Raw genomic sequence first — 19,296 nt, forward strand, 5'->3', positions numbered from 1 at the left:
GCCAGCCCGTGCCACAGCCCCAAAACTAGGGCCGCCGGCCCAAGTAGCCGGCCTCCTTGCAACCCCGCCGCCGGGCCAGGTCCGGGTACTAGCCCCGCCGCCGGGGGCGCAGCTGGCGCAGCTCGCGCAGGTGCACTAGGCCGGTGAGCGGCAGCAGGCCGACAAAAAACACGCTCATCAGGCCGGCCTCCAGCCACCAAGGCAGGGCTAGCTGGGTGCGGGCCAGGTACCAGCCGCCGCACAGCAGCCCAAAGGCCAGCGCCAGCCGGGCCAGCAGGTGCCAGGGCACGGCAATGCCCATGCGCCGCGCCACCAGCCACACGTAGCCGCCCGATACCAGCACGCCGCTCAGCAGGGTGTTGAGGGCGGCGGCCACGGCGCCGTAGCTGGGCAGCAGCAGCAGGTTTAAACTCAGGTTGAGGGCTATGCTGCCCGCCACGAGCCAGCTTACCGGCCGCTGGTAGCGCGTGCCCGTGAGCAGGGTGCTGTAGATGGCAAAGAAGGCATTGACCAGCACATTCAGAAATAATATCTTGAGGCACAAGGTCATGTGGGCCACCTCGGCGCCGGTACTGCGGCTGAACTGCCAGAACAGCACCTCGCCCCGAAACAGCACGAAGGCCACTACCAGCAGCAGCGGCACGGCCACCACCCGCTGGCCCGCCCACAGCAGCTGGCGCAGCTCGCGGGGGCGGGCGGCGGCGTAGGCAAAACGTGCAAAAAACAGCGGCAGCACCGTCCAGGCATACATCATGGCGGCGTCGAGCCAACGGTAGGCGCCGGCGTAGTAGCCCGCCTCGCGGGCCGAGGACAGCCGTTCGAGCAGCACCATATCCACGCGCTCATTGATGCCGTAGAGCAAGGCAATGAAGGCAAACGGCAGGCTGCTGCGCAGCAGCAGCCCCGCCGGCCGCCGCCGGGGCCAGCGGTGGGGCAGGCGCCCAAACAGCCGCCGCAGCAGCCCCAGAAACAGCACCGCCGTGAAGCCCGCCACCACCAGCCTAGCCCCCACATACATACTCAGGCTCAATTGATTGCCCAGCAGCAGGCCCGCTACCAGGGCTAGCGCCAGCAGCTTTTCGAGCACCGACAGCAGGGCATCGGTATTGAAATGCTGCCGGGCCTGCACCGGCGCCCTGAGAAACTGCCCGTACTGGGTAAGCAGCAGCCCCGCCCCCACCGCCGCCAGCAGCCCTAGCTGTGGGCCACGGTAGCCCATGCCCCAGCCCAGCGCCACCAGGGCCAGCAGCGAGGCCAGCGTGAGCAGCCCCCGCAGCGGAAACAGCGTCCCAAACTGCCGGTCGGCAAAGGCCGGCTCGGCGGCCAGGCGCTGCACCGTAAACTGCGTGAGGCCCAGGTCGGCAAAGGTGGCCACTACCACGGCCAGGGCCGAGCAGGCCGCCAGCAGCCCAAACGTGCTGTGGCCCAGCCGGTCTTGCACGACGTTCTCGAGCAGCACCCAGCCGGGTTTCACCAGCAGGTTGAGGGCCACGGCCAGGCTGATATTACCGAGAAAGCGTTTGATGCGAAGAAGTGGGCTAGCCGACGGTGGGTGAACGCACAAAGATAAAGCCGCTGCCAGGGCAGCTAGCGGTTTATCTTTGCCTGCTGCTGCCGGGGGCCAGCGCGCGCTGCCGGCTCCTTTTACATTGTTTATGCTGCCCGACTCGCCTCTCCCCTTCTCGTCTGCCGGCCTGCGGGCTCTTTTTCAGCGTTGGAAATACTTGCTGGGCCTGGCCGTGGCCGTGGCGGCGGTGGCGAGTGCCGTGGTGGCGTGGTCGCTGCCCAACATCTACAGCTCCACGGCCATTTTCCTGCCCACTTCGCCCCAAAGTACCGACCCCGACCGCCTGGTGGAGGGCTCGAAGCTGGAGGTGGGCGCCCGCTCCGAAGACCTCGACCGGGTGCTCACCATCGGGCAGTCGCTACCGCTGGCCGAGCAAATGATTCGGCGCTTTAACCTCTACGAGCACTACCACGCGGGCCGGCCCGGCACCGACGCCGTGGAGAACAGCGTGCTGGCCGAATATACTGGCAACCTGAGCATTATCCACAACGAGCGCGACGCCATCGAGCTCACCTTCGAGGACCGCGACAAGAAGCTGGCCGCCGCCGTAGCCAATGCCCTGGTGGCCGCCATCGACTCGACCAACCAGCAGCTGACGCTCGAAAACCGCCGCAACGTACTCGAAATCTACCGCCAGCGCTCCGAGCAGCTCGGCCGCAGCTACGAGCGCACCCGCCAGCATTTGCTGGCCGCGCGCCGCCGCTACGGCGTGTTTGGGCTGGAGCAACAGGGCCGCTACCTGGGCAAGGCCGTGATTGATACCGAAAAGGAGCTGCGCCTGGCCGAGGGCGGCGGCCCGGGCAACGCGGCGGGCCTGCGCCGCGCGCTGCGCGGCCTCACCCAGGCCGCGGGCGGCAACCTCATCAACCTCGAAAACTGGACCCAGGGCGCCGACTCGGTGGGCCTGCTGGCGGCGCGCCTCGCCGACCTGCAGGCGCGCTTCGTGGGGTCGCAGGGCGCTTTTGAGCAGGCCCAAACCTCGCTGCGCAGCCGGGTATCGTCGCTCTACCTGGTGCAGAAAGCTTACCCGGCCACCCGCAAAAGCAAGCCCTTCCGCGCCGTTATCGTGCTGGGCTCGGTGCTGGTTACGCTGGCGCTGTCGGTGTTTCTCATCCTGCTGTTGGAGATGTACCGCCGCCGGCCCTCTTCAGCCAGCAGCTAAAGCCTTTTAGGAAGTGCCTTCTAGGAAGTTGTTCTCCCGTCATGCTGAGCGCAGCGCAGCGCAGCCGAAGCATCTTGGCCGGGCATATCAGGGCCGGTAAACGGAGCGGCCAAGATGCTTCGGCTGCGCTACGCTACGCTCAGCATGGCGGAAAAAATGATTGCTCCCCTACCTTCATTAGCCCTCATTGCTATTTATTAGCTAGCTCCCATGCGCCAACTTCTGCTTCGCCTGCGGCCCACCGATGCCAGCCAGCGGCTGTTTCTGGGCTTTGTGGCGCTGCTGCTGCTGGGGGGCGTGCTGGCGGGTGCCCGGCAGCAGGCGGCGCCGCTGCTGCTAGCCCTGGCGGTGCCGGCGCTGGTGCTGGTGGCCACCCGCTGGCAGTGGCTCTACTACGGCCTGTTTCTGACGCTGCCCTTCACCCACGAGATGACCGTGGGCGGCCAGAAAATGGAAGTGCCCTCCGAGCCGCTGCTGCTGGCGCTGCTGGCCTGCGTGCCGCTAGCCCTGGTTTTGGGGCCGGGAGGGCGGCGGCAGCTAGCCCCGCGCGAGTGGCGCCACCCCCTGCTGGTGCTGCCCTTTATGCTGCTGGCGTGGTCGGTGGTCGACTGCTACTTCTCGGTCGATAAGATACGGTCTATCAAGTATATACTGGCTAAGTGCTGGTTTCTGGTGGCGCTGCTGCCGGGCACGCTGCTGGTGCTGCGGCGCCCGGCTCATTTCTGGCGGCTGGCCGCCTGCTACGTGGGCGGCGCGGTGCTGAGCCTGCTGTGGGTGCTGCCGCGCCACGCCAGCATTGGCTTCAGCTTTGCCCGCACCAACTGGGCTATTCAGCCGTTTTACGTCAACCACGTGATATACGCCACCACGCTGGCGCTGCTGCTGCCGTTTGCCTTTGGGCTGGCGGCGGGGGCTAGCACGCCGGGCCGGCGGCGGCTGTGGCTGGGAGCGGGCCTGCTGCTGCTGTTTGGGCTGATTACCTCGTACACGCGCGCCTCGTGGCTGGCCGTGCCGGCGGCGTTTTTTTTCTACTGGGTTATGCGCCTGCGCCTCACGCGAGTGCTGCTGCTGGCCACGGTGCTGGCCACGGCCGGGGCGGCGGTGTATTTCGTGAGCGATGAGAATTTCATGCGCTACCGGCCCGATTATGAGAAGACCATCTGGCACGGCGGCAACCTGGCCGCACACCTCCAATCGACCTACAAGTTTCAGGATGTGTCGGGCATGGAGCGGGTGTACCGCTGGGTGGCCGCCGCCCGCATGATTGCCGATAAACCCCTGACCGGCAGCGGCCCCTCTACCTTCAACCCCACCTACAAGCGCTACACGGTGTCGAGCTTCCGCACCTACGTGAGCGCCAACCACGAGGGCTCCACGGCCCACAATTACTTTTTGCTGCAGCTGGCCGAGCAGGGCGTGCCCTCGTTCGTGCTGTTTTGCATTCTGGTGGGCACGGCCTTGCTCACGGCCGAGCGCCTCTACCACGCCACCCGGCACCGGCCCGAGCTGCACCGGCTGGTGCTGGCCGTCAGCTTGTCGTTTGTCATCATCCTCTTCCACTTGTTTCTCAACGAGTTGGTGGAGAACGACAAGGTCGGCTCCATCTTCTTCGTAGCCCTGGCCATGCTTATCCGCTGCGGCACCTGGCTGGAAGAGGCGCAGGCCGCCGATGCCTCAGCGGCGCGGGAGCTGCCGGGGCAGGCCTAGCGAATCGGGCTGCCAGCGCAGCAGCTGGCGCGCCCGGGCCCGCACCGAAGACTCGCGCACAAGCTCATTCAGCATGGCCAGGCTGCCAATCAGGACGGAGGTACAGCCACCGCTATGCCCCTTAGGGGTTTCCAGCAGGATAAACGTGCGCTGGCCCAGCCAGTAGAATTCGCCGGCCAGCGTATCGGCCTGCGGGGGGCCGTAGCGCACGGTCAGGGCTTGCAGCGCTTGTTCGGGTGCTTGTTTGCGGCAGCTATTGAAATCAATACCAATGAATTGGCCTTGCCGAAACCAATAGCTATCCGGCCGGCCGAGGCCACCTAGCTGCGTAGTGTCTTGCAGCCGCTTGTATAGCTGGGTGCGCAGCCGGGGCCGGCCCTGCTTGCGAAACTGCGCAGCGAAACCCGGGATAGCCGTTGCAGCCTGGCCGAAGGCCACTCCGCCCGCGCTAGCCTGCTGGTCTAGCCTGAAGCCCGGTGGGGGCGCCTGGCTGGCCAGCAAGCTGCCGGCTAGCCCCACGGCCAGCGACAGAAGCAGCGGCCGGCTCATTTCACCCGCAAGCTCAGCATGGTCACGTCGTCGGCAAAGCGCTCGCCGTTGGCGTTGAAGTCGCGGATGCAGCGCAGCAGTTCCAGGTGCAGGCGCGGCAGCGGCAGGTAGCGGTTGCGGCTGAGCGCGTGCAGCACGCCGGCTTCGCCAAACTCTTCCTGCTGCGCATCAAATACTTCGGTGAGGCCGTCGGTGTAAATGAACAGCAGCGAGTGCGGCGGCATGGCGGCCAGCCCCACCTTAAAGCGGGGCAGCTCGGGCATGATGCCGAGCATGACGGTGCCGTGGTGCAGGGGCTGGGGCGGGCCCACGTCGGGCAGCAGCAGCGGGTCGTTGTGGCCGGCATTCACGTACTCCAGCACCTGGGTGCGGCGGTCGTAGAGCGCCAGAAAGGCAGTAATAAACTTCTCGCCGCCCGAATTCCGAAAAATCAAGTGATTAAGCTCGTGCACGATTGTCACCAGGTCGGCGCCCTGGCGCAGCAGCGTGCGCAGGCCGGCCTGGAAGTTCGACATCAGCAGCGAGGCCGGTACACCCTTGCCGCTCACATCGGCCACGCACACCAGCAGGCGGTGGGCATCAATCTCCATCACATCGTAGTAGTCGCCGCCGATTTCGGTGTGGGGCTGGTAGGTAGCGTGTAGGGCGTAGTGCGCATTGTTGGGCAGCACCTGCGGAAACAGCAATTGCTGCACCTGCTGGGCAATCTCGATTTCGCGCCGCACCGAAGCCTCGGCCACCAGCAGGGTTTCGCGCTGGCGGGCCAGGCGCAGGTTGGCCACGGCCCCGAGCAGGATGTTGCTCAGCGTTTCGAGAAAGGCCAGGGCTTCGCGGCTGGCGTAGTCGCCCTGCATGGTGCCCACAAACACGAGCGCCTGCACGTTTTCGCGCTGGCGCACCGGCACCAGCAGCTCAAACTGGGCCCAGGCGGCGCCCAGCGCCAGCTCGGCTACCAGGCAGGTGGCCTCGGGGCACCAGCTGGCTACCTCGGTGGGCAGCAGGTGCGAGTCGGCGGCCAGGGCGGTGCCAAAATTCACCTTCAGCCGAAAGGCCCCCTCTTCGAGCACGTACAGGGCTAGCCGCCGCACGCCCAGCTGCCCGATAAGGGTGAACTGATAAATCTTGTACAAATCGACCTCGGCCGAATTGTGCGTGATGGCTTGCGTGATTTCCAGCAGCGCGCCGAGTTCGCGCTCCTTCAGGAAGAGGCGCTTTTCGAGGCCCGCTACAATGGCGGCAGGGGTGAGAAAGGGCGCGTTGATGGGCTGGAACAGTTACGAAGTGGAGACAAATTTCGGTCCTGGCAAAAGGCCGGCCGCAATTCCTTACAATAATACGCCCGGCTGCCGCACTCGCCACCGCCGGGCCTAGGTAAGCTGCGTCTTGGGGTCGAAGGCATCGCGCAGGCCATTGCCCAGCACGTTAAAGCTCAGCACCAACAGGCTGATGGCCAGGCCCGGCAGCAACGTTAGCCACAGGCCGGCCTGGGTACCTAGCAGGTCGTAGCCCTCCTTCACCATGAGGCCCCAGCTCGGAGCCGGCGGCTGCACGCCCAGCCCCAGAAAGCTCAAGCCGGCTTCGAGCAGAATGGCCGCCGCAAAGTTGCTGGTAGCCAGTACAATGAGCGGGCCGCGCAGGTTGGGCAGCAGGTGCACAAAAATGAGCCGGCTGGTGGGTAGCCCCAGCACCCGCCCCGCCTCAATAAACGTGGCCGAGCGCAGCCCCAGCACCTGCCCGCGCACCACCCGCGCCACATCGACCCACATGGTAAGGCCCACGGCTACAAAGCTGACCCACACGCCTTTGCTGTCCAGCGCCAGCGAAATACCGATAACCAGCATAATACCCGGAATGCTCCACACCACCGTCATCAGCCCCAGCAGCACGCTATCGACCCAGCCGCCGAAGTAGCCGGCCACCGCGCCCACCGCCACCCCAATAACGAGCGAGATGAGCACCGCCACCAGCCCGATACCCAGCGAGATGCGCGTGCCCAGCAGCAGGCGGCTCAGCTCGTCGCGGCCGGCTTTGTCGGTGCCCAGCCAGTAGGTGCGCTTTTCCCAACTAACTTCAGGAAAATCCTGAAAATTGCCCGTCCAGTCTTTTAAAACCAAGTTTATCGGTTGTGCCGTGCGGTTGCCAGTGGCCGTCCAGGGGTACACTAGCAGCGAATCCGTACCGTTAGGCACATCCACTTCTTCAGCCCAATCTATTGGCATCTCCGCTACGGCCGGCTGGCCCCGCCACCATTCAGTGACAAAGCTGGTGGCCCTTCGCATAGAGTCAGTTGTAGTATGCCGAATAAAATTAGCCGTAAAGCCAGGCGGCTGCTTTTGCAACTGTACAAAGCCGTTGTTGGCGTTGGGTGAGGGGTCGGGCAGCACCCAGTACCCTAGCAGCGCCACCAGCGCGCACAGCCCAATAAACACCAGCCCGGCCACCGCCGGGCGGTTGGCCCACAGGCGCTGGCGCACGTAGTAGCCGGGGGTGCGCACCGGGGGCGGCACCACCACGGCCGTATCGGGCGCGGCCGGCTGCGTATCGGGAAGAACGGGCGCGGCGGCCACGGCTAGCGGGTGTTGTGCTGAAGCAAACCCTCCTTGGAGGCCAGGTAGCTGGCATCCTGGCCCAAGGCGCCAAAGGAGGTGGGCTCGTAGGCTAGCTCGGTGTCGGGGTCGGGCCAGTAGTAGCGCACCAGGCCGCGCTCGAGCAGGCCGCCCAGCAGGGGCAGCAGCTCGGCGGCGGGGCGGCCGGTTTTTTCTACCAGCACCCGAAATGGCGTGACGAAATATAGCTCGTCTAATAAGTCAAATTCAGCGTCGTTCATGGCTGGCAAAAGTACTTCCGATTGGCTTTGCAAGCGAAGTGCGGCCAGCTTTCCTTCACGTTAAGGCAGGCGCCCTAGCGTAAAGAAAGCTGGCCGCGCTTCACTTGCCCGGACAACAGGTTTTTAGTTTCCCACCTTGCGCACGCGCAGGTAGTCGAGCATGGCCTGGTTCACGGCGCCGTTCATGTTGGTGTTGGCGGGCTCGTAGGTGAGGGCAAGGGTATTCTTGCCTTTAGCCAAGCGCACTAGAAGGGGGTTTGAGAAGCCCCAGTTGCTCCACTCGTCTACGCCGCGCTGGGGCAGCACCACGGTGCCGAGCAGCCGGCCCTGGCCGTCGCGCAGGGTGCGGATGGCGCACTTGTTATTGGTGTTGATGGGCCCGTTGCCGTTGGCATAGCGGAAATCGAGGGCGTAGAGGCCCGCCTCGGGCGCCTCCACCGGAATGGTGAGGCGCGGGTTCTTACTAGTACTCACCTCCACAAAGCCCTTGCCGCTGAAGCCTTTGTAGGCGTAGCTGGCGGCGGGCGCCACGGTTTCGAGCTGCACCTCGGCAGCGGGCGCTCCCACGGCCAGCGGCTCGCTGGCGAATGATTCGAGGCCCTGGTTGTCGATGGCCAGCACCTGGTATTCGGCAAAGCTGCCGGCTGGCACGGCGTAGGTGGTGGCGCCGCTGGCGTTCACGGGCTGGCCGTTTTTGAGCACGCGGTAAGTTTGCGCGCCCTTGATGGCAGGCCAGCTGAGCTGGCCGCCGGCTAGGGTCACCTGCGGTGTTTCGGGGCTGAAGAGGTTGGCCACGCGGGTGTCTTTCGCCGCGGCCGGGGCCTGGCTTTTGAGGATGATGCGCACGGCGTGGGCGCCGGTGAGGCTAGCGGGCACGGCCGCGCCGGCCAGTGGCTTGCCGTCGAGGGTAATTTCTTGAATCTCATTACCGAAGCCCAGCATCTCGATATTCAGCACCGCCCGGCGGTACTTGAAGTTCAAGAGCTTGCGCTCGCCTTGTAAGGCTTGCGGCACGAAGGGCCGGAATACCAGCCGGTCGGTTTCGTAGTGCATGCCAAACAGCACCTTGTACACCAGCCCCAGGCTGCCCGAGAGGCTCCAGAGCATGTTGCTGGAGTTGACCTGGGTGCCCGCGAAGTCGCCGTTGCCGGCCACAAAGTTCTCTTTATTAGTCAGAAACAACGCGGCCGGCCGGTACACGGCGGCGATGCTCGCCATGAGCGAGGCCTCGTTGCCGGCCTTGGCGGCGGCCAGCGCCCAGAAACTCTGCACAAAGGGCCACACGGCGTCGTTGTGGTAGGGCGGGATGCCCGGAATCTGGGGGTAAATGCACGAGATGCCGAAGGGCACGGTGGGCGTTTTCTCTACCACCGTTTTGGCGCGGCTAGGGTCGGCCACGTCGAATAGCACGCTCAGGGCCTCGCCCAGCGCCTCGGCCCGGGGCGACACCACCGGGAACACCCGGCCGTAGCGGTACTGGCCGTAGTAGCCCGCCTTCTCCAGCCACAGATGCTGGTTGATGGCCTGCTTGATGGTAGCGGCGGCCTGCTCGTGGCGGCTCGCCACGGCGGCCTCGCCGAGCTGCCGAGCCATGAGGGCCAGCACGGTATTAGCTTGAAAATGAACGGCGTTGGTGCCCAGGTTTTCGCTCTGGTAAATGTCCACCGGCTGCATCCAGCGCGGGTAGGTTTCCTCGCGCCAGTCCAGAAACGACGACTCGCCGCGCACGAGCCCGGTGGCCGGGTCGTAGGCATTCTGGGCGTCTTCTTCGAGCGATTTCTGAATGATGGGGTACACCTTGCGCAGCCACGCTTCGTCGCCGGTCACCTTGTACACTTCCCAGGCGGCCACGGCCCAAATCACGCGGTCGGTCGAGCACGGGTAGGCACCGCCGGTGCCCGTATCCTGAATAATGCGGCCCTCGGGGCTCACCTTGCGCAGCAGGCTTTTCATGGCCGACTTGGGCTGCAACGTGGCCTGCGCCAGGATGATGGAGTAGCTCACGTCGCGCGTCCACACGCCCGCCCACTCCTTGCCGGTGCGGAAGGTGCTGTCGGGCTCCACGGCGCGGCGGGCTTCTTCCAGGGCCAGGTTATAGAGTGCGTCGGCCAGGGGGTAGTCGGAGCTGTATTGCGGAAAGTCGTCGGTAGTAATCGTCTTTTTCCAGCTGGCGGCGGTGCTTTTGGCGGCGGCCGGCTGGTTGAGCGTCAGCGTTACCTCGTAGATGCCGTCGCCGTCGGGGTCGTGCATTTCCAGCTCGGGCTTGTTCACCAGGTTGTCAAAATCCCAGCTAAGCGGGGCCGTGTTGCCGGCCACAAAAACCTTTTTAAAGTCTTGCTTATAAAGCTTTTCGCCTTTAAAAGTGGTGTAGAAGCCCTGTTTTTCAAATGCCTGCAATACCGGCCGCAGGTCGAGGCGGATTTTCACCTTGGTATTCGGCGCCAGGTACTGGCCGCTGGGCACGGGCCGGGCATCTACGTAGCGCTGGCCGAAGACAATAACGGGCGTTTCGATGGCCGCGCCGCCGGCAGCGGGCAGGGCCAGAAACACGTTGTCCTGGCCCGGCGGCAACTCGTTGTCCTTGCCGTTGAGGCTGAACTTGAAGGCAATTTGCGGGCTCTGCGTCTCGTTGGCCGGGCTGCGGTAGTTCGACGTGAGTTCGGTGGCCGACACGGCGCGGGCGTGGTTGCGGCCCTGCACCACGCTGTCGCGGTACAGGGTGTAGGCGTCGGACTGCCAGATGGCCCCGGCCGCCGCGCCAGTGGCTTTTTCATCGGCGCCCGGCTTCGACTGGCAACTCGCCAGCAGCAGGCCGCCGGCCAGTACTGCTGCACTCAACTCGTAGTAGTTCATTTTAGCTTAGAAAGAGTAAGGCCGACGCAGCAGGCTGGCCCGGCGCAGTAAAAAATTCCCTGCATTTTGGGTAGGTTATTTTTTGAAACTCAGAAAATAACCTACCGCTCGCCCACCTGCATACCCACGGCCGCCAGCGCCCGCCAGAAGCTGGGGTACGACTTGCGCACCACCAGCGGCTCGGCAATGGTGAGCGGCCCCAGCATGGCCAGCGGCGCAAAGGCCATGGCCATGCGGTGGTCGTCGTAGGTTGCCACGGTTTGGCCATCGACATGAAAGTTAGTCGCTTGCACTTCGAAAACCCCCGGCTCTACCTCCGGCATGTCGGCCCCGAACTTGCGCAGCTCGGTTTGGATGGCCGCGATGCGGTCGGTTTCCTTGATGCGCAGGCTGTCGAGGCCGGTGAAGCGCCGGCGGCGGCCTAGCGCGGCCGCTACCACGGCCACGGTCTGGGCCAGGTCGGGGCAATCGGTGAAGTTGGTAGTGGGGGCGCCGGCCGGCGCCGGGGCCAGCGGCACCTGCGTGAGGCTAGCCCCGCTCCCATCGGCCAGGAATTCGGTAGCCACCCCCAGCGGCCGCATAATAATCTGGATAACGTGGTCGCCCTGCCACGATTTTTCGCGCAGGCCGGGCAGCAGCAGGCTGGAGCCGGCCGGGGCCAGCGCCAGCAGCGCGTACCAGTAGCTGGCCGCCGACCAGTCGCTCTCCACGGTGTAGTCGGCCGGGCGGTAGCCACCGGGCGGCACCTCAATCACGTCGCGGCCCACCTCGGCGGCCGTGGCGCCGAAGTGGCGCATCAGCTTGAGCGTCATTTTGATGTACGGCCGCGAGCCTACCTCGCCAGTGAGGCGCAGGCGCAGGCCGCCGGGCAGCATGGGCCCTACCATCAGCAGGGCCGAAATGTACTGGCTGCTTACGTCGCCGCGCACCGCCAGCTCGGCCAGTTGGCCGGCCGGGGCCGCCACGGGCTGCCCGCCGAAGCGCAGCGGCGGGTAGCCTTCCTGCTCCACGTACTCGATGCTGGCCCCCAGCGACCGCAGGGCATCGACCAGAATGGCAATGGGCCGCTGCTTCATGCGGGCCGCGCCCGTGAGGGTGCCGCGCCAGCCGGTCACGGCCAGGTAGGCGGTCATGAAGCGCATCACGGTGCCGGCGTCTTCGGCGTCGAGGTGGTCGGTGGTAGCGGCCTGGGCTAGCAGGCGCTGCATCAGCACGGTATCGTTGGCTTCGGACAAGTTGCCGACGGTGCCGCCACCGGCCAGGCGCTGGAGCAGCAGGGCGCGGTTGGCTTCGCTTTTGGAGGCGGGTAAATGGGCGGTGCCGGTGAGCGGGCCGCCCGGCCAGCGCAAGGGTTGGTTGGTCATAACGTGACTGTTGGCTTCAAAAACTTAGGGAAGAGAATGGCACCATAGAGCAAACCCAGAACGCTACCAGCCCAAACTGTGGATTCATCGAGGGCGATGTACCAGCCAATTGCAAGGGTCCAATAGCCAGCGGCTATGCCAATGATTATCCCGCCTAATACTGCATAAATAAGCTTGTTATAGCCTATTAGCCGCAGAAGCCGAAAAAGAAAGTAGAGTAGGAGTAGCGTCGGCAGCCAGTAGATACTCATAAAAAGAAGGAAGCCGCCGATGAACTGTATTTCGGCCAGACTGATGGCAGCTCCCGGATGCCAACCTGGCCCTGGCCGGTCTGAGTAGGGAATGTATCCGATTAAAAGTGTAACGATTAAGTAGCAAAACAGCCCACCAAGCACTACACTGGTTCCCCAGAGCATGTGCAGCCCTAACTGCTTCACGGAGTGGCTCATACTCCTGTGGTGTTACTATCGGCATACGCCCGCAGCGAAGCGGCAATATCCGCCACCGTCACGGGCTGGTCAAAAATGCCGTACCCGATGCCTTGCAGCAAGGTGCACTTGATGACATCGCCCCGGTTTTTCTTGTCGTGCCGGGCATAGGCCGCGATTTCGTCGATTTCGCCTTCGGCAAAGCTTAATGGCTCGAACGAGGCGCCGACTACGGCCCGCACCTGCGCCAGCTCGTCGGCCCCTAGCAGGCCGCGCCGGGCAGCCAGCCAGCTTTCGCAGAGGAGGCCCGCCGCCACGGCTTCGCCGTGGCGCACGGCGCGGCCGGGCTGGGCCAGCAGGTAGCTTTCGAGAGCGTGGCCCACGGTGTGGCCGAAGTTGAGCAGCTTGCGCGGGCCGGTTTCGTGCGGGTCCTGGGCCACAATGGCTTCCTTAATGGCCACCGAGTGGCGGATGAGGGGCGTCCAGTCGGGCACGGCCGCCACGGCTAGCCCTTGCAGGTTGGCAAAGGCCGCCGCGTCGGCAATCAGCGCGTGCTTGATGACTTCGGCGTAGCCCGAGCGCAGCTCGCCGGCCGGCAGCGTGGCCAGAAAGGCGGGGTCCATCACCACGGCCTCCGGCTCCTGAAACACGCCGATGTGGTTTTTAAAGCCCTGAAAATCAACGCCCGTCTTGCCCCCCACGGCGGCATCGACCTGGGCTAGCAGCGTGGTGGGCACGCCCACGCAGCGCAGCCCGCGCTTGTAGGTGGCCGCGCAAAACCCGCCGAGGTCCGTGACCACGCCGCCGCCCAGGCACACGAGCAGCGCGTGGCGGTCGGCCTCGTGGCGGGTTAGCCAGTCCCACACCAGCTCGCAGGTAGCCAAGGTTTTGTGCGCTTCGCCGGCCGCGATGGTCAGCAGCTCGTGGGCCGGCAGGTGCGGTTGCAGGCGCGGGTAGCAGTCGCGGGCAGTATTGGCATCGGCCAGCACGAAGAGGCGGCTGGGCGGGGCCTGGCGCAGCAGCGCGGCCAGGGCGGGCAGCGCCTCGGGGCCAATGATGGGCGGGGTAGTCAAGACGAAAACGGCGGAGGTAAAGCGAGTGCAAATAAACGGCGGGCTGGCCCACCATCGGCCCCGGCCGGCGCTGGGTGCAACCTTTCGGGGCCGGCCGGGCCTCTTGCTGCTGCCCTTCTTTTCCACTCGCCGGTGCCCCATGCGTACACTTCTCCTCTCCCTAACCCTGCTAGGCGCCAGCCAGCTGCTAAGCGGCTGCCAGACCACCGACACCGACCTGCGGCCCGCCAACTACGACGAGTTGGCCATGGCCACCGGGCACTGGGAATGGGAGCGCTCGGTACTGGGCTTTACTTATAATAAAACGCCGGCCTCGGTGGGCTACACGCGCCAGCTGGTTTTCGGGCCCGACCACCGCCTGCTGCTGCGCCGCCGCGGGCAGGCCGACTTCGCCACCACTTATCAGCTCACTACGTACGCGCCGCCGGGCGGCACCAAGAGCCTGCCGGCCCTGCGCTTCGACACGGCCGAGCCCGCGCTGCCCACCGGCAGCCTGCGGTATTATGACCTGAGCCAGCAAAATGGCCAGCAGCTGCTGACATTGGTAGGTGAGCGGGCCAACCTCGATGCCGATGCCATCGAAACCTATCATTGGGTTGCCGAGTAAGCGCAGCTGTCTTAATCCTGCCTTCATCATGAAAAACCTGCTGCCCCTGCTGCTGCTCACCGCTAGCCTCGCTGGCTGCCAGCGCGGCGCCACCACCTCCCCTGGCCCCGAAAGCACGCTCTTGGGCTCGTGGCGCCTCACCGGCTACCAGTGTCACTGCCCGCCCAACCAGCCCGTGCCCGACGAGTCGGTGACCTTCGGGGCCGGCCAGCATTTCAAGCTCTACCGCAACCAGGCGCTGGCGGCCGAGGGCACCTACACCACGGGCCAGGGGGCTAGCTGCGGCGGCACCCCCGAGCCGATTATTACCCTCACGCCCACCGCCGCCAGCACCTACGCCCCCAAGGGCGCCTACACACTGGAAGGCAATACGTTGGTTATCGACCAATGCAGCGCGGCCGATGGCCCCCGCTACACCTACACCCGGCAGTAGTGCTTGGTTAAGTATGAGTTATGACGTGTGAGTTATGAATTGCTCACCGAGTAACTCATAACTCACACGTCATAACTCATACTTTCCTTAAAGCCCCGGCCCGAGGTTGGTGGGCCCATCTACGGGCCGGCCGTTGAGTACCTGCGTTTGCTGCCGGATGCTCTCGATGTGGATGAGCTTGTAGAGTTCGCCCACGAATTTTTCGTCGATATTTAGCTTCTTACCCCATTCGGGGCGGGTTTTGAAGATTTCCTGCCAGCGCTCGAGCTGTAAAATCTTCACGTTGTTCTCCTTCTTGTACTCGGCCAGCTCCTGGATGAGGGCCATGCGCCGGGCCAGCATTTCGAGAATTTCGTGGTCGGCGGTGTCCATTTTCTGGCGCAGCTCCTCGGCCTTGTTGCGGTAGTCGGCGTTGTCGGAGGAGCGGTAGCGGTACTTCAGCTCGCTCAGAATTTCCTGCAGGCGGGCGGGCGTCACCTGCTGGGCGGCGTCGCTCAGGGCGTGGTCGGGGTCGGGGTGCGTCTCGATGATGAGGCCATCGTAGTCGAGGTCCAGCGCCTTCTGGGCAATGGGCAGCAGCAAGTCGCGCGAGCCGCCGATGTGGCTAGGGTCGTTGATGAGCGGCAGCTGCGGGTAGCGGGTTTTCAACTCAATCGGGATGGCCCAGGTGGGCGCGTTGCGGTAGCGCGAGGGCGCAAACGTGCTGAAACCCCGGTGAATAGCCGCCAGGTCGGTAATGCCCGCGCGCTCCAGCCGCTCCAGGGCGCCGGCCCACAGCGCCAGGTCGGGGTTCACGGGATTTTTCACCATCACCGGCACGCCGGTACCGGCCAGGGCATCGGCCAGCTCCTGCACCGCGAAGGGGTTGACGGTGGTGCGCGCCCCAATCCAGAGCACGTCGATGTCGTGCTTCAGGGCTTCTTCTACGTGCTTGGGCGTGGCAACTTCGATGGCCATCGGCAGGCCGGTTTCCTGGCGGGCGGCTTGCAACCAGGGCAGCGCGGCGGTGCCCATGCCCTCGAAGCCGCCGGGCTTGGTGCGCGGCTTCCAGATGCCGGCGCGGTACATATCGGCCTGCCCGGCCGCCTTCAGGGCGCGGGCCACGGCCAGCACTTGCGCTTCTGATTCGGCCGAGCAGGGGCCGGCAATGATGAGAGGCTGCCCCTTGGCGGCCAGCTTGCGGGTAAAATACGTATCGGGGGTAGCTAGGCTATTTTCCATTAAACAGGGTAGCGAGGACTCTGCGAGTCTGCGCGGGGGAACGGCGGGATTGCTACGCGCAGGCTTGCAGAGCCCGCGCCACTTTTAAAAGCCTAAAAGTAACCTCCGGTTGCCGAACAGGGTTTTCGCCGGGGGCCGTACCTTCGTGTACCCGCGCTAGCCTCCCCACCCGTCTCACCCGTTTTGCCCCCGTTTATGCCTGCCAACCCCGCCGTGCCCGCGCTGCCCGCCGCTCCTATCTCGTTTGAAGACACCCGCATTGCCTTCGAAGCCAAGACCGATGCCGAGCTGCGCAAGATGTACGCCCTGTTTGCAGCCATGAACAACGGCAGCCTGGTAAAAGCCGGCGGCGGTCTCATGCAGTCGGCCCTGAAATTTAATTTTCCGGGCACCAAGTTTCTTATCAAGCACAGTATTTTCAAGCAGTTTTGCGGCGGCGAAACCATTAAGGAATGTGAGCCGGTGATTGCCGAGCTGGGCCGCTACCACATCGGTACCATCCTCGACTACTCGGTGGAAGGCACCGGCAACGACCGCAGCTTCGACCACACCCGCGACGAGATTCTGGCCACCATTGCCCTGGCCGCTACCACGCCCAATGTGCCGTTCTCCGTTTTTAAAGTAACGGGCCTGATGCCCACCGCCCTGCTCGAAAAAGTGCAGGCCGGGGCTGCCCTCACGCCCACCGAGCAGGCTAGCTTCGAGCGGGGCCGCCAGCGCCTCGATGCGCTGTGTGCCAGCGCTCATCAGCACGGCGTGCGCCTGTTTGTGGATGCCGAGGAAAGCTGGTTTCAGCAAACTATCGACGACCTGGCCGAGGATATGATGCGCCGCTATAACGAGGAGCGCGCCATTGTCTGGAACACGTATCAGCTTTACCGCCACGACCGGCTGGAGGCGCTGCAAGCCGCCCACGACCGCGCCGCCCACGGTAATTTTTACCTCGGCGTGAAGCTCGTGCGCGGCGCCTACATGGAGAAGGAGGCCCGCGTGGCTCAGCAGCGCGGCCATCGCAACCCCATCAACCCCACCAAGCAGGCCACCGATGACCTGTATAATGAGAGCCTGCGCTACTGCGTGCAGCACGTAGACCGCATCAGCCTGTGCGCGGGCACTCACAATGAGGCCAGCTCGCTGCTGCTCACGCAGTTGATGCAGCAGGCCGGCATAGCCCCGCAGGATGAGCGGGTGTGGTTTGCCCAACTCTACGGCATGAGCGACAACCTGAGCTACAACCTCGCCCACGCCGGTTACCACACCGCCAAGTATGTGCCCTACGGCCCCGTAGAGGCTGTGATGCCCTACCTGCTGCGCCGCGCCAACGAGAACACGGCCATTGCCGGCCAAAGCAGCCGCGAGTTTCTGCTAATTCAGAAAGAGCTGCGCCGCCGCCAGGGCCGCTAGCCCGTCCAATAGTAGCCCGCCGGGCAAATAGTGGATTTTTACCAGCCAGCGGGCTGCTTTTGCAACGTAGGCCTGATTTTTGGTATCCTACCCAAGCCCGTTTGGCAGCTTGGCAAACCCCGTGCTTGCCAGGCCGTTGCGGCGCGGCACTTCGTTCCTCCTCCCACCTTTTGTTAAGTTTCGGCCTGGCTGGCTGGTACCAGCTGCTGGAGCCGTTCGCTTTTCTTCCATGATTAACCGCCTCCGTCACTACCTCATCCGCTACGCCCGGCAGCAGGCTGGCACGGTCAGCTACCTCACGCTGGTGCAGGAATCCGAACTGGGTTTAAACCTGGACATCTCGCACGAGAAATCGCGCCTCAACGAGATGCTGGCCGAGATATCGACCGAAGAATTTGCGGCCGGCCGGCCCATTCTCAGCAGCCTGGTGCGCGTGCAAGGCTCAAAGGGACAAGGCGATAACTTTTACAAGATGTGCGAGCGCCTGGGCATGGGCGAGTGGCGCACGCTGAAACAGGATGAAAATTTTCTGAAAAATCTTATTAAGGAATGCCGGGAGTTCTGGCAGCAGGAAGCCAACTATACCACGTATGCCCTAAAGGAAGCCTAGGCCCTTTGGTGGGCCTTAATCTTCCCTAAGCCTCTGTTACTTATAAAAAAAGCTTCAGCCAGCGCTGAGGCTTTTTTTATGCAGGCCTGGCTAGCCGGCTCGGAGCGGCGGTTTGGCCTAATGTACCCTAATTCGCAACCCGGCTTCCGCCACCCCCGTTTAGGTATTCGAAGCCGGACAACAGCTCTGGCGCCTATTCACTCACCCACCCCCCTTTTCCGATGAACACCAACGATGCGAATAACCCGATGAATACTGGCACCGGCGCTGGCGCTAACTACGGCACTAGCAACACCGGCACCGGCCTCGGCAATAGCGGCACTACCAGCAACGAAAGCACGAGCTATAACGCAGGCACCGACTACAGCAGCGCCACTGGCGGCAGCACTTCTTCGGACGCCGATAACCTCGACTCTACTACCACTAAGCCCCTTTCCACTACTTCACCGACCATGCCGACTAACTCCACCGACCCGAACGCTCGCCCCGGCGATGACTATACTGCTACCCAAAAAGGTGGCGAAATTGCTGGCGATGCCGGTGCGGCCGTAGGCCGTGGCATCGACGCAGTAGAAAATACCGCCTCGCGCGCTGGCCATGCTATTAAAGATGCCGTAACCGGCGAAAACGATAGCTACGACGGCGACCACTCGCGCAACACTACGACGACCAATGCCGCTGGCGATGGCTCGACCCGCCCCGGCGACGACTTTAGTGCCACTGCCAAAGGCGCCGCAGTAGCTGGCACGGCCGGTGCCGTAGCAGGCCGCGCAGTTGATGCCGTACAAAACACGACCGACCGCGCTGCCCACGCTGTGAAAGATGCCGCTACCGGCACCAACGACAGCTACGATGGTGACTATAACCACACGAGCGGCATTTTCCGCGACCGCGATAGCGCGGAGAAGGCCTATCAGTCACTGCACGAGCGTGGCTACAGCAAAGACGACGTACACTTGATGATGTCGGACGACACGCGCAAAACGCATTTCGGCGACGACACGGTACACACTGAGCTGGGTGACAAGGCCATGGAAGGTGCGGGCGTAGGCTCGGCCATCGGTGGCACGGCCGGTGCTATTATTGGCGCTATTGCTGCTATCGGCACGTCGGTAGCGCTGCCGGGCCTTGGTCTTATCATTGCCGGCCCGCTGGCCGCTGCCCTGGCTGGTGCCGGTGCCGGTGGCCTCACGGGTGGCCTGGTAGGCGCCCTGGTAGGCTCGGGCATCCCCGAGGAGCACGCTGCCGAGTACGAAGAAGGTATTAAGAACGGCGGCATTGTAATGGGTGTGAAGCCCCGCAACGCCGAAGACGCCAAGTACTTCGAAGAGCAGTTCAAGAACAACAACGCCGACAAGGTGTACCGCTATTAGGCAGCCTAGCTGCCGAAACAAAAGCCTCTCCTGTAAGGGAGAGGCTTTTTTGTGTTTGCTGCGCAATAGTTAGGCCTCATTTGGCACGCTGGTGCCCGTCAGCCCACTGTTTTTCAAC

At 64.0% G+C, this 19,296-nt stretch carries 17 protein-coding genes; 7 read left to right on the plus strand and 10 right to left on the minus strand.

Going from position 1 to position 19,296, the window contains the following annotated elements; translation table 11 throughout:
- Positions 1-88: 88 nt before the first annotated feature.
- Positions 89-1,564 (minus strand): lipopolysaccharide biosynthesis protein, encoded by a 1,476-nt coding sequence (locus Q5H89_RS21110; RefSeq protein ID WP_305021316.1) that lies wholly within the window; start codon positions 1,562-1,564, stop codon positions 89-91.
- A gap of 37 nt (positions 1,565-1,601) precedes the next feature.
- On the opposite strand from Q5H89_RS21110, the gene Q5H89_RS21115 reads away from it, so the two are divergent.
- Positions 1,602-2,729 carry a hypothetical protein gene (locus Q5H89_RS21115; RefSeq protein ID WP_305021317.1) on the plus strand — a complete coding sequence of 376 codons (1,128 nt, stop codon included), beginning with the start codon at positions 1,602-1,604 and terminating at the stop codon, positions 2,727-2,729.
- Between the two features lie 210 nt (positions 2,730-2,939).
- On the plus strand, positions 2,940-4,436 hold the full coding sequence (locus tag Q5H89_RS21120; RefSeq protein WP_305021318.1) for an O-antigen ligase family protein: 1,497 nt from the start codon (positions 2,940-2,942) through the stop codon (positions 4,434-4,436).
- On the opposite strand, the gene Q5H89_RS21125 is transcribed toward Q5H89_RS21120, so the two are convergent.
- From Q5H89_RS21125 to aroB, 8 genes are all read right to left on the minus strand, one after another.
- On the minus strand, positions 4,404-4,985 hold the full coding sequence (locus tag Q5H89_RS21125; RefSeq protein ID WP_305021319.1) for a hypothetical protein: 582 nt from the start codon (positions 4,983-4,985) through the stop codon (positions 4,404-4,406). The genes Q5H89_RS21120 and Q5H89_RS21125 overlap by 33 nt on opposite strands.
- Complete coding sequence (locus Q5H89_RS21130) at positions 4,982-6,115, minus strand: PP2C family protein-serine/threonine phosphatase (RefSeq protein WP_305021320.1); 1,134 nt, start codon at positions 6,113-6,115, stop codon at positions 4,982-4,984. Before Q5H89_RS21130 ends, Q5H89_RS21125 begins: the two co-directional genes overlap by 4 nt.
- A gap of 237 nt (positions 6,116-6,352) precedes the next feature.
- The gene (locus tag Q5H89_RS21135; RefSeq protein WP_305021321.1) at positions 6,353-7,552 is read right to left on the minus strand and encodes an ABC transporter permease; all 1,200 of its coding nucleotides are present in this window, start codon (positions 7,550-7,552) and stop codon (positions 6,353-6,355) included.
- A gap of 2 nt (positions 7,553-7,554) precedes the next feature.
- Positions 7,555-7,812 (minus strand): hypothetical protein, encoded by a 258-nt coding sequence (locus tag Q5H89_RS21140; protein WP_305021322.1) that lies wholly within the window; start codon positions 7,810-7,812, stop codon positions 7,555-7,557.
- Between the two features lie 123 nt (positions 7,813-7,935).
- Positions 7,936-10,665, minus strand: coding sequence for an alpha-L-rhamnosidase-related protein (locus tag Q5H89_RS21145; RefSeq protein WP_305021323.1), 2,730 nt, complete (start codon positions 10,663-10,665; stop codon positions 7,936-7,938).
- Between the two features lie 101 nt (positions 10,666-10,766).
- Positions 10,767-12,029, minus strand: coding sequence for a 3-phosphoshikimate 1-carboxyvinyltransferase (locus Q5H89_RS21150; protein ID WP_305021324.1), 1,263 nt, complete (start codon positions 12,027-12,029; stop codon positions 10,767-10,769).
- Positions 12,026-12,478 (minus strand): hypothetical protein, encoded by a 453-nt coding sequence (locus Q5H89_RS21155; RefSeq protein ID WP_305021325.1) that lies wholly within the window; start codon positions 12,476-12,478, stop codon positions 12,026-12,028. Before Q5H89_RS21155 ends, Q5H89_RS21150 begins: the two co-directional genes overlap by 4 nt.
- Positions 12,475-13,530, minus strand: a complete 1,056-nt coding sequence (gene aroB / locus Q5H89_RS21160; protein ID WP_305021326.1) for a 3-dehydroquinate synthase — start codon at positions 13,528-13,530, stop codon at positions 12,475-12,477. Before aroB ends, Q5H89_RS21155 begins: the two co-directional genes overlap by 4 nt.
- 139 nt (positions 13,531-13,669) lie before the next feature.
- Between aroB and Q5H89_RS21165 the strand changes: the two genes are divergently transcribed.
- A complete protein-coding gene (locus tag Q5H89_RS21165) occupies positions 13,670-14,137 on the plus strand; it encodes a hypothetical protein (protein WP_305021327.1) in 468 nt (155 codons plus the stop codon).
- Positions 14,138-14,165: 28 nt separating this feature from the next.
- Complete coding sequence (locus Q5H89_RS21170) at positions 14,166-14,570, plus strand: hypothetical protein (RefSeq protein WP_305021328.1); 405 nt, start codon at positions 14,166-14,168, stop codon at positions 14,568-14,570.
- Positions 14,571-14,657: 87 nt separating this feature from the next.
- On the opposite strand, the gene Q5H89_RS21175 is transcribed toward Q5H89_RS21170, so the two are convergent.
- On the minus strand, positions 14,658-15,791 hold the full coding sequence (locus Q5H89_RS21175) for a chorismate mutase (protein WP_305021329.1): 1,134 nt from the start codon (positions 15,789-15,791) through the stop codon (positions 14,658-14,660).
- Between the two features lie 195 nt (positions 15,792-15,986).
- On the opposite strand from Q5H89_RS21175, the gene Q5H89_RS21180 reads away from it, so the two are divergent.
- The 3 genes from Q5H89_RS21180 (at position 15,987) to Q5H89_RS23345 (ending at position 19,178) form a co-directional block, all read left to right on the plus strand.
- Positions 15,987-17,195, plus strand: a complete 1,209-nt coding sequence (locus tag Q5H89_RS21180; RefSeq protein ID WP_305021330.1) for a proline dehydrogenase family protein — start codon at positions 15,987-15,989, stop codon at positions 17,193-17,195.
- A 229-nt stretch (positions 17,196-17,424) separates the two neighbouring features.
- Positions 17,425-17,805 carry a hypothetical protein gene (locus tag Q5H89_RS21185; protein ID WP_305021331.1) on the plus strand — a complete coding sequence of 127 codons (381 nt, stop codon included), beginning with the start codon at positions 17,425-17,427 and terminating at the stop codon, positions 17,803-17,805.
- A 221-nt stretch (positions 17,806-18,026) separates the two neighbouring features.
- Positions 18,027-19,178: a hypothetical protein gene (locus Q5H89_RS23345; protein WP_369810686.1), complete on the plus strand. Its 1,152-nt coding sequence runs from the start codon at positions 18,027-18,029 to the stop codon at positions 19,176-19,178.
- The last annotated feature ends 118 nt before the right edge of the window (positions 19,179-19,296 follow it).

The sequence above is a fragment of the Hymenobacter cheonanensis genome, assembly GCF_030581075.1.
Classification (GTDB): Bacteria; Bacteroidota; Bacteroidia; order Cytophagales; family Hymenobacteraceae; genus Hymenobacter.

Excerpts from the sequence above, each read along its gene's own strand:
- Q5H89_RS21120 (WP_305021318.1), top strand. The coding sequence starts at position 2,940 with ATGCGCCAACTTCTGCTTCGCCTGCGGCCCACCGATGCCAGCCAGCGG.
- Q5H89_RS21125 (WP_305021319.1), bottom strand. The coding sequence starts at position 4,985 with ATGAGCCGGCCGCTGCTTCTGTCGCTGGCCGTGGGGCTAGCCGGCAGC.
- Q5H89_RS21140 (WP_305021322.1), bottom strand. The coding sequence starts at position 7,812 with ATGAACGACGCTGAATTTGACTTATTAGACGAGCTATATTTCGTCACG.
- Q5H89_RS21145 (WP_305021323.1), bottom strand. The coding sequence starts at position 10,665 with ATGAACTACTACGAGTTGAGTGCAGCAGTACTGGCCGGCGGCCTGCTG.
- Q5H89_RS21150 (WP_305021324.1), bottom strand. The coding sequence starts at position 12,029 with ATGACCAACCAACCCTTGCGCTGGCCGGGCGGCCCGCTCACCGGCACC.
- Q5H89_RS21155 (WP_305021325.1), bottom strand. The coding sequence starts at position 12,478 with ATGAGCCACTCCGTGAAGCAGTTAGGGCTGCACATGCTCTGGGGAACC.
- Q5H89_RS21165 (WP_305021327.1), top strand. The coding sequence starts at position 13,670 with ATGCGTACACTTCTCCTCTCCCTAACCCTGCTAGGCGCCAGCCAGCTG.
- Q5H89_RS21170 (WP_305021328.1), top strand. The coding sequence starts at position 14,166 with ATGAAAAACCTGCTGCCCCTGCTGCTGCTCACCGCTAGCCTCGCTGGC.
- Q5H89_RS21175 (WP_305021329.1), bottom strand. The coding sequence starts at position 15,791 with ATGGAAAATAGCCTAGCTACCCCCGATACGTATTTTACCCGCAAGCTG.
- Q5H89_RS21180 (WP_305021330.1), top strand. The coding sequence starts at position 15,987 with ATGCCTGCCAACCCCGCCGTGCCCGCGCTGCCCGCCGCTCCTATCTCG.
- Q5H89_RS21185 (WP_305021331.1), top strand. The coding sequence starts at position 17,425 with ATGATTAACCGCCTCCGTCACTACCTCATCCGCTACGCCCGGCAGCAG.
- Q5H89_RS23345 (WP_369810686.1), top strand. The coding sequence starts at position 18,027 with ATGAACACCAACGATGCGAATAACCCGATGAATACTGGCACCGGCGCT.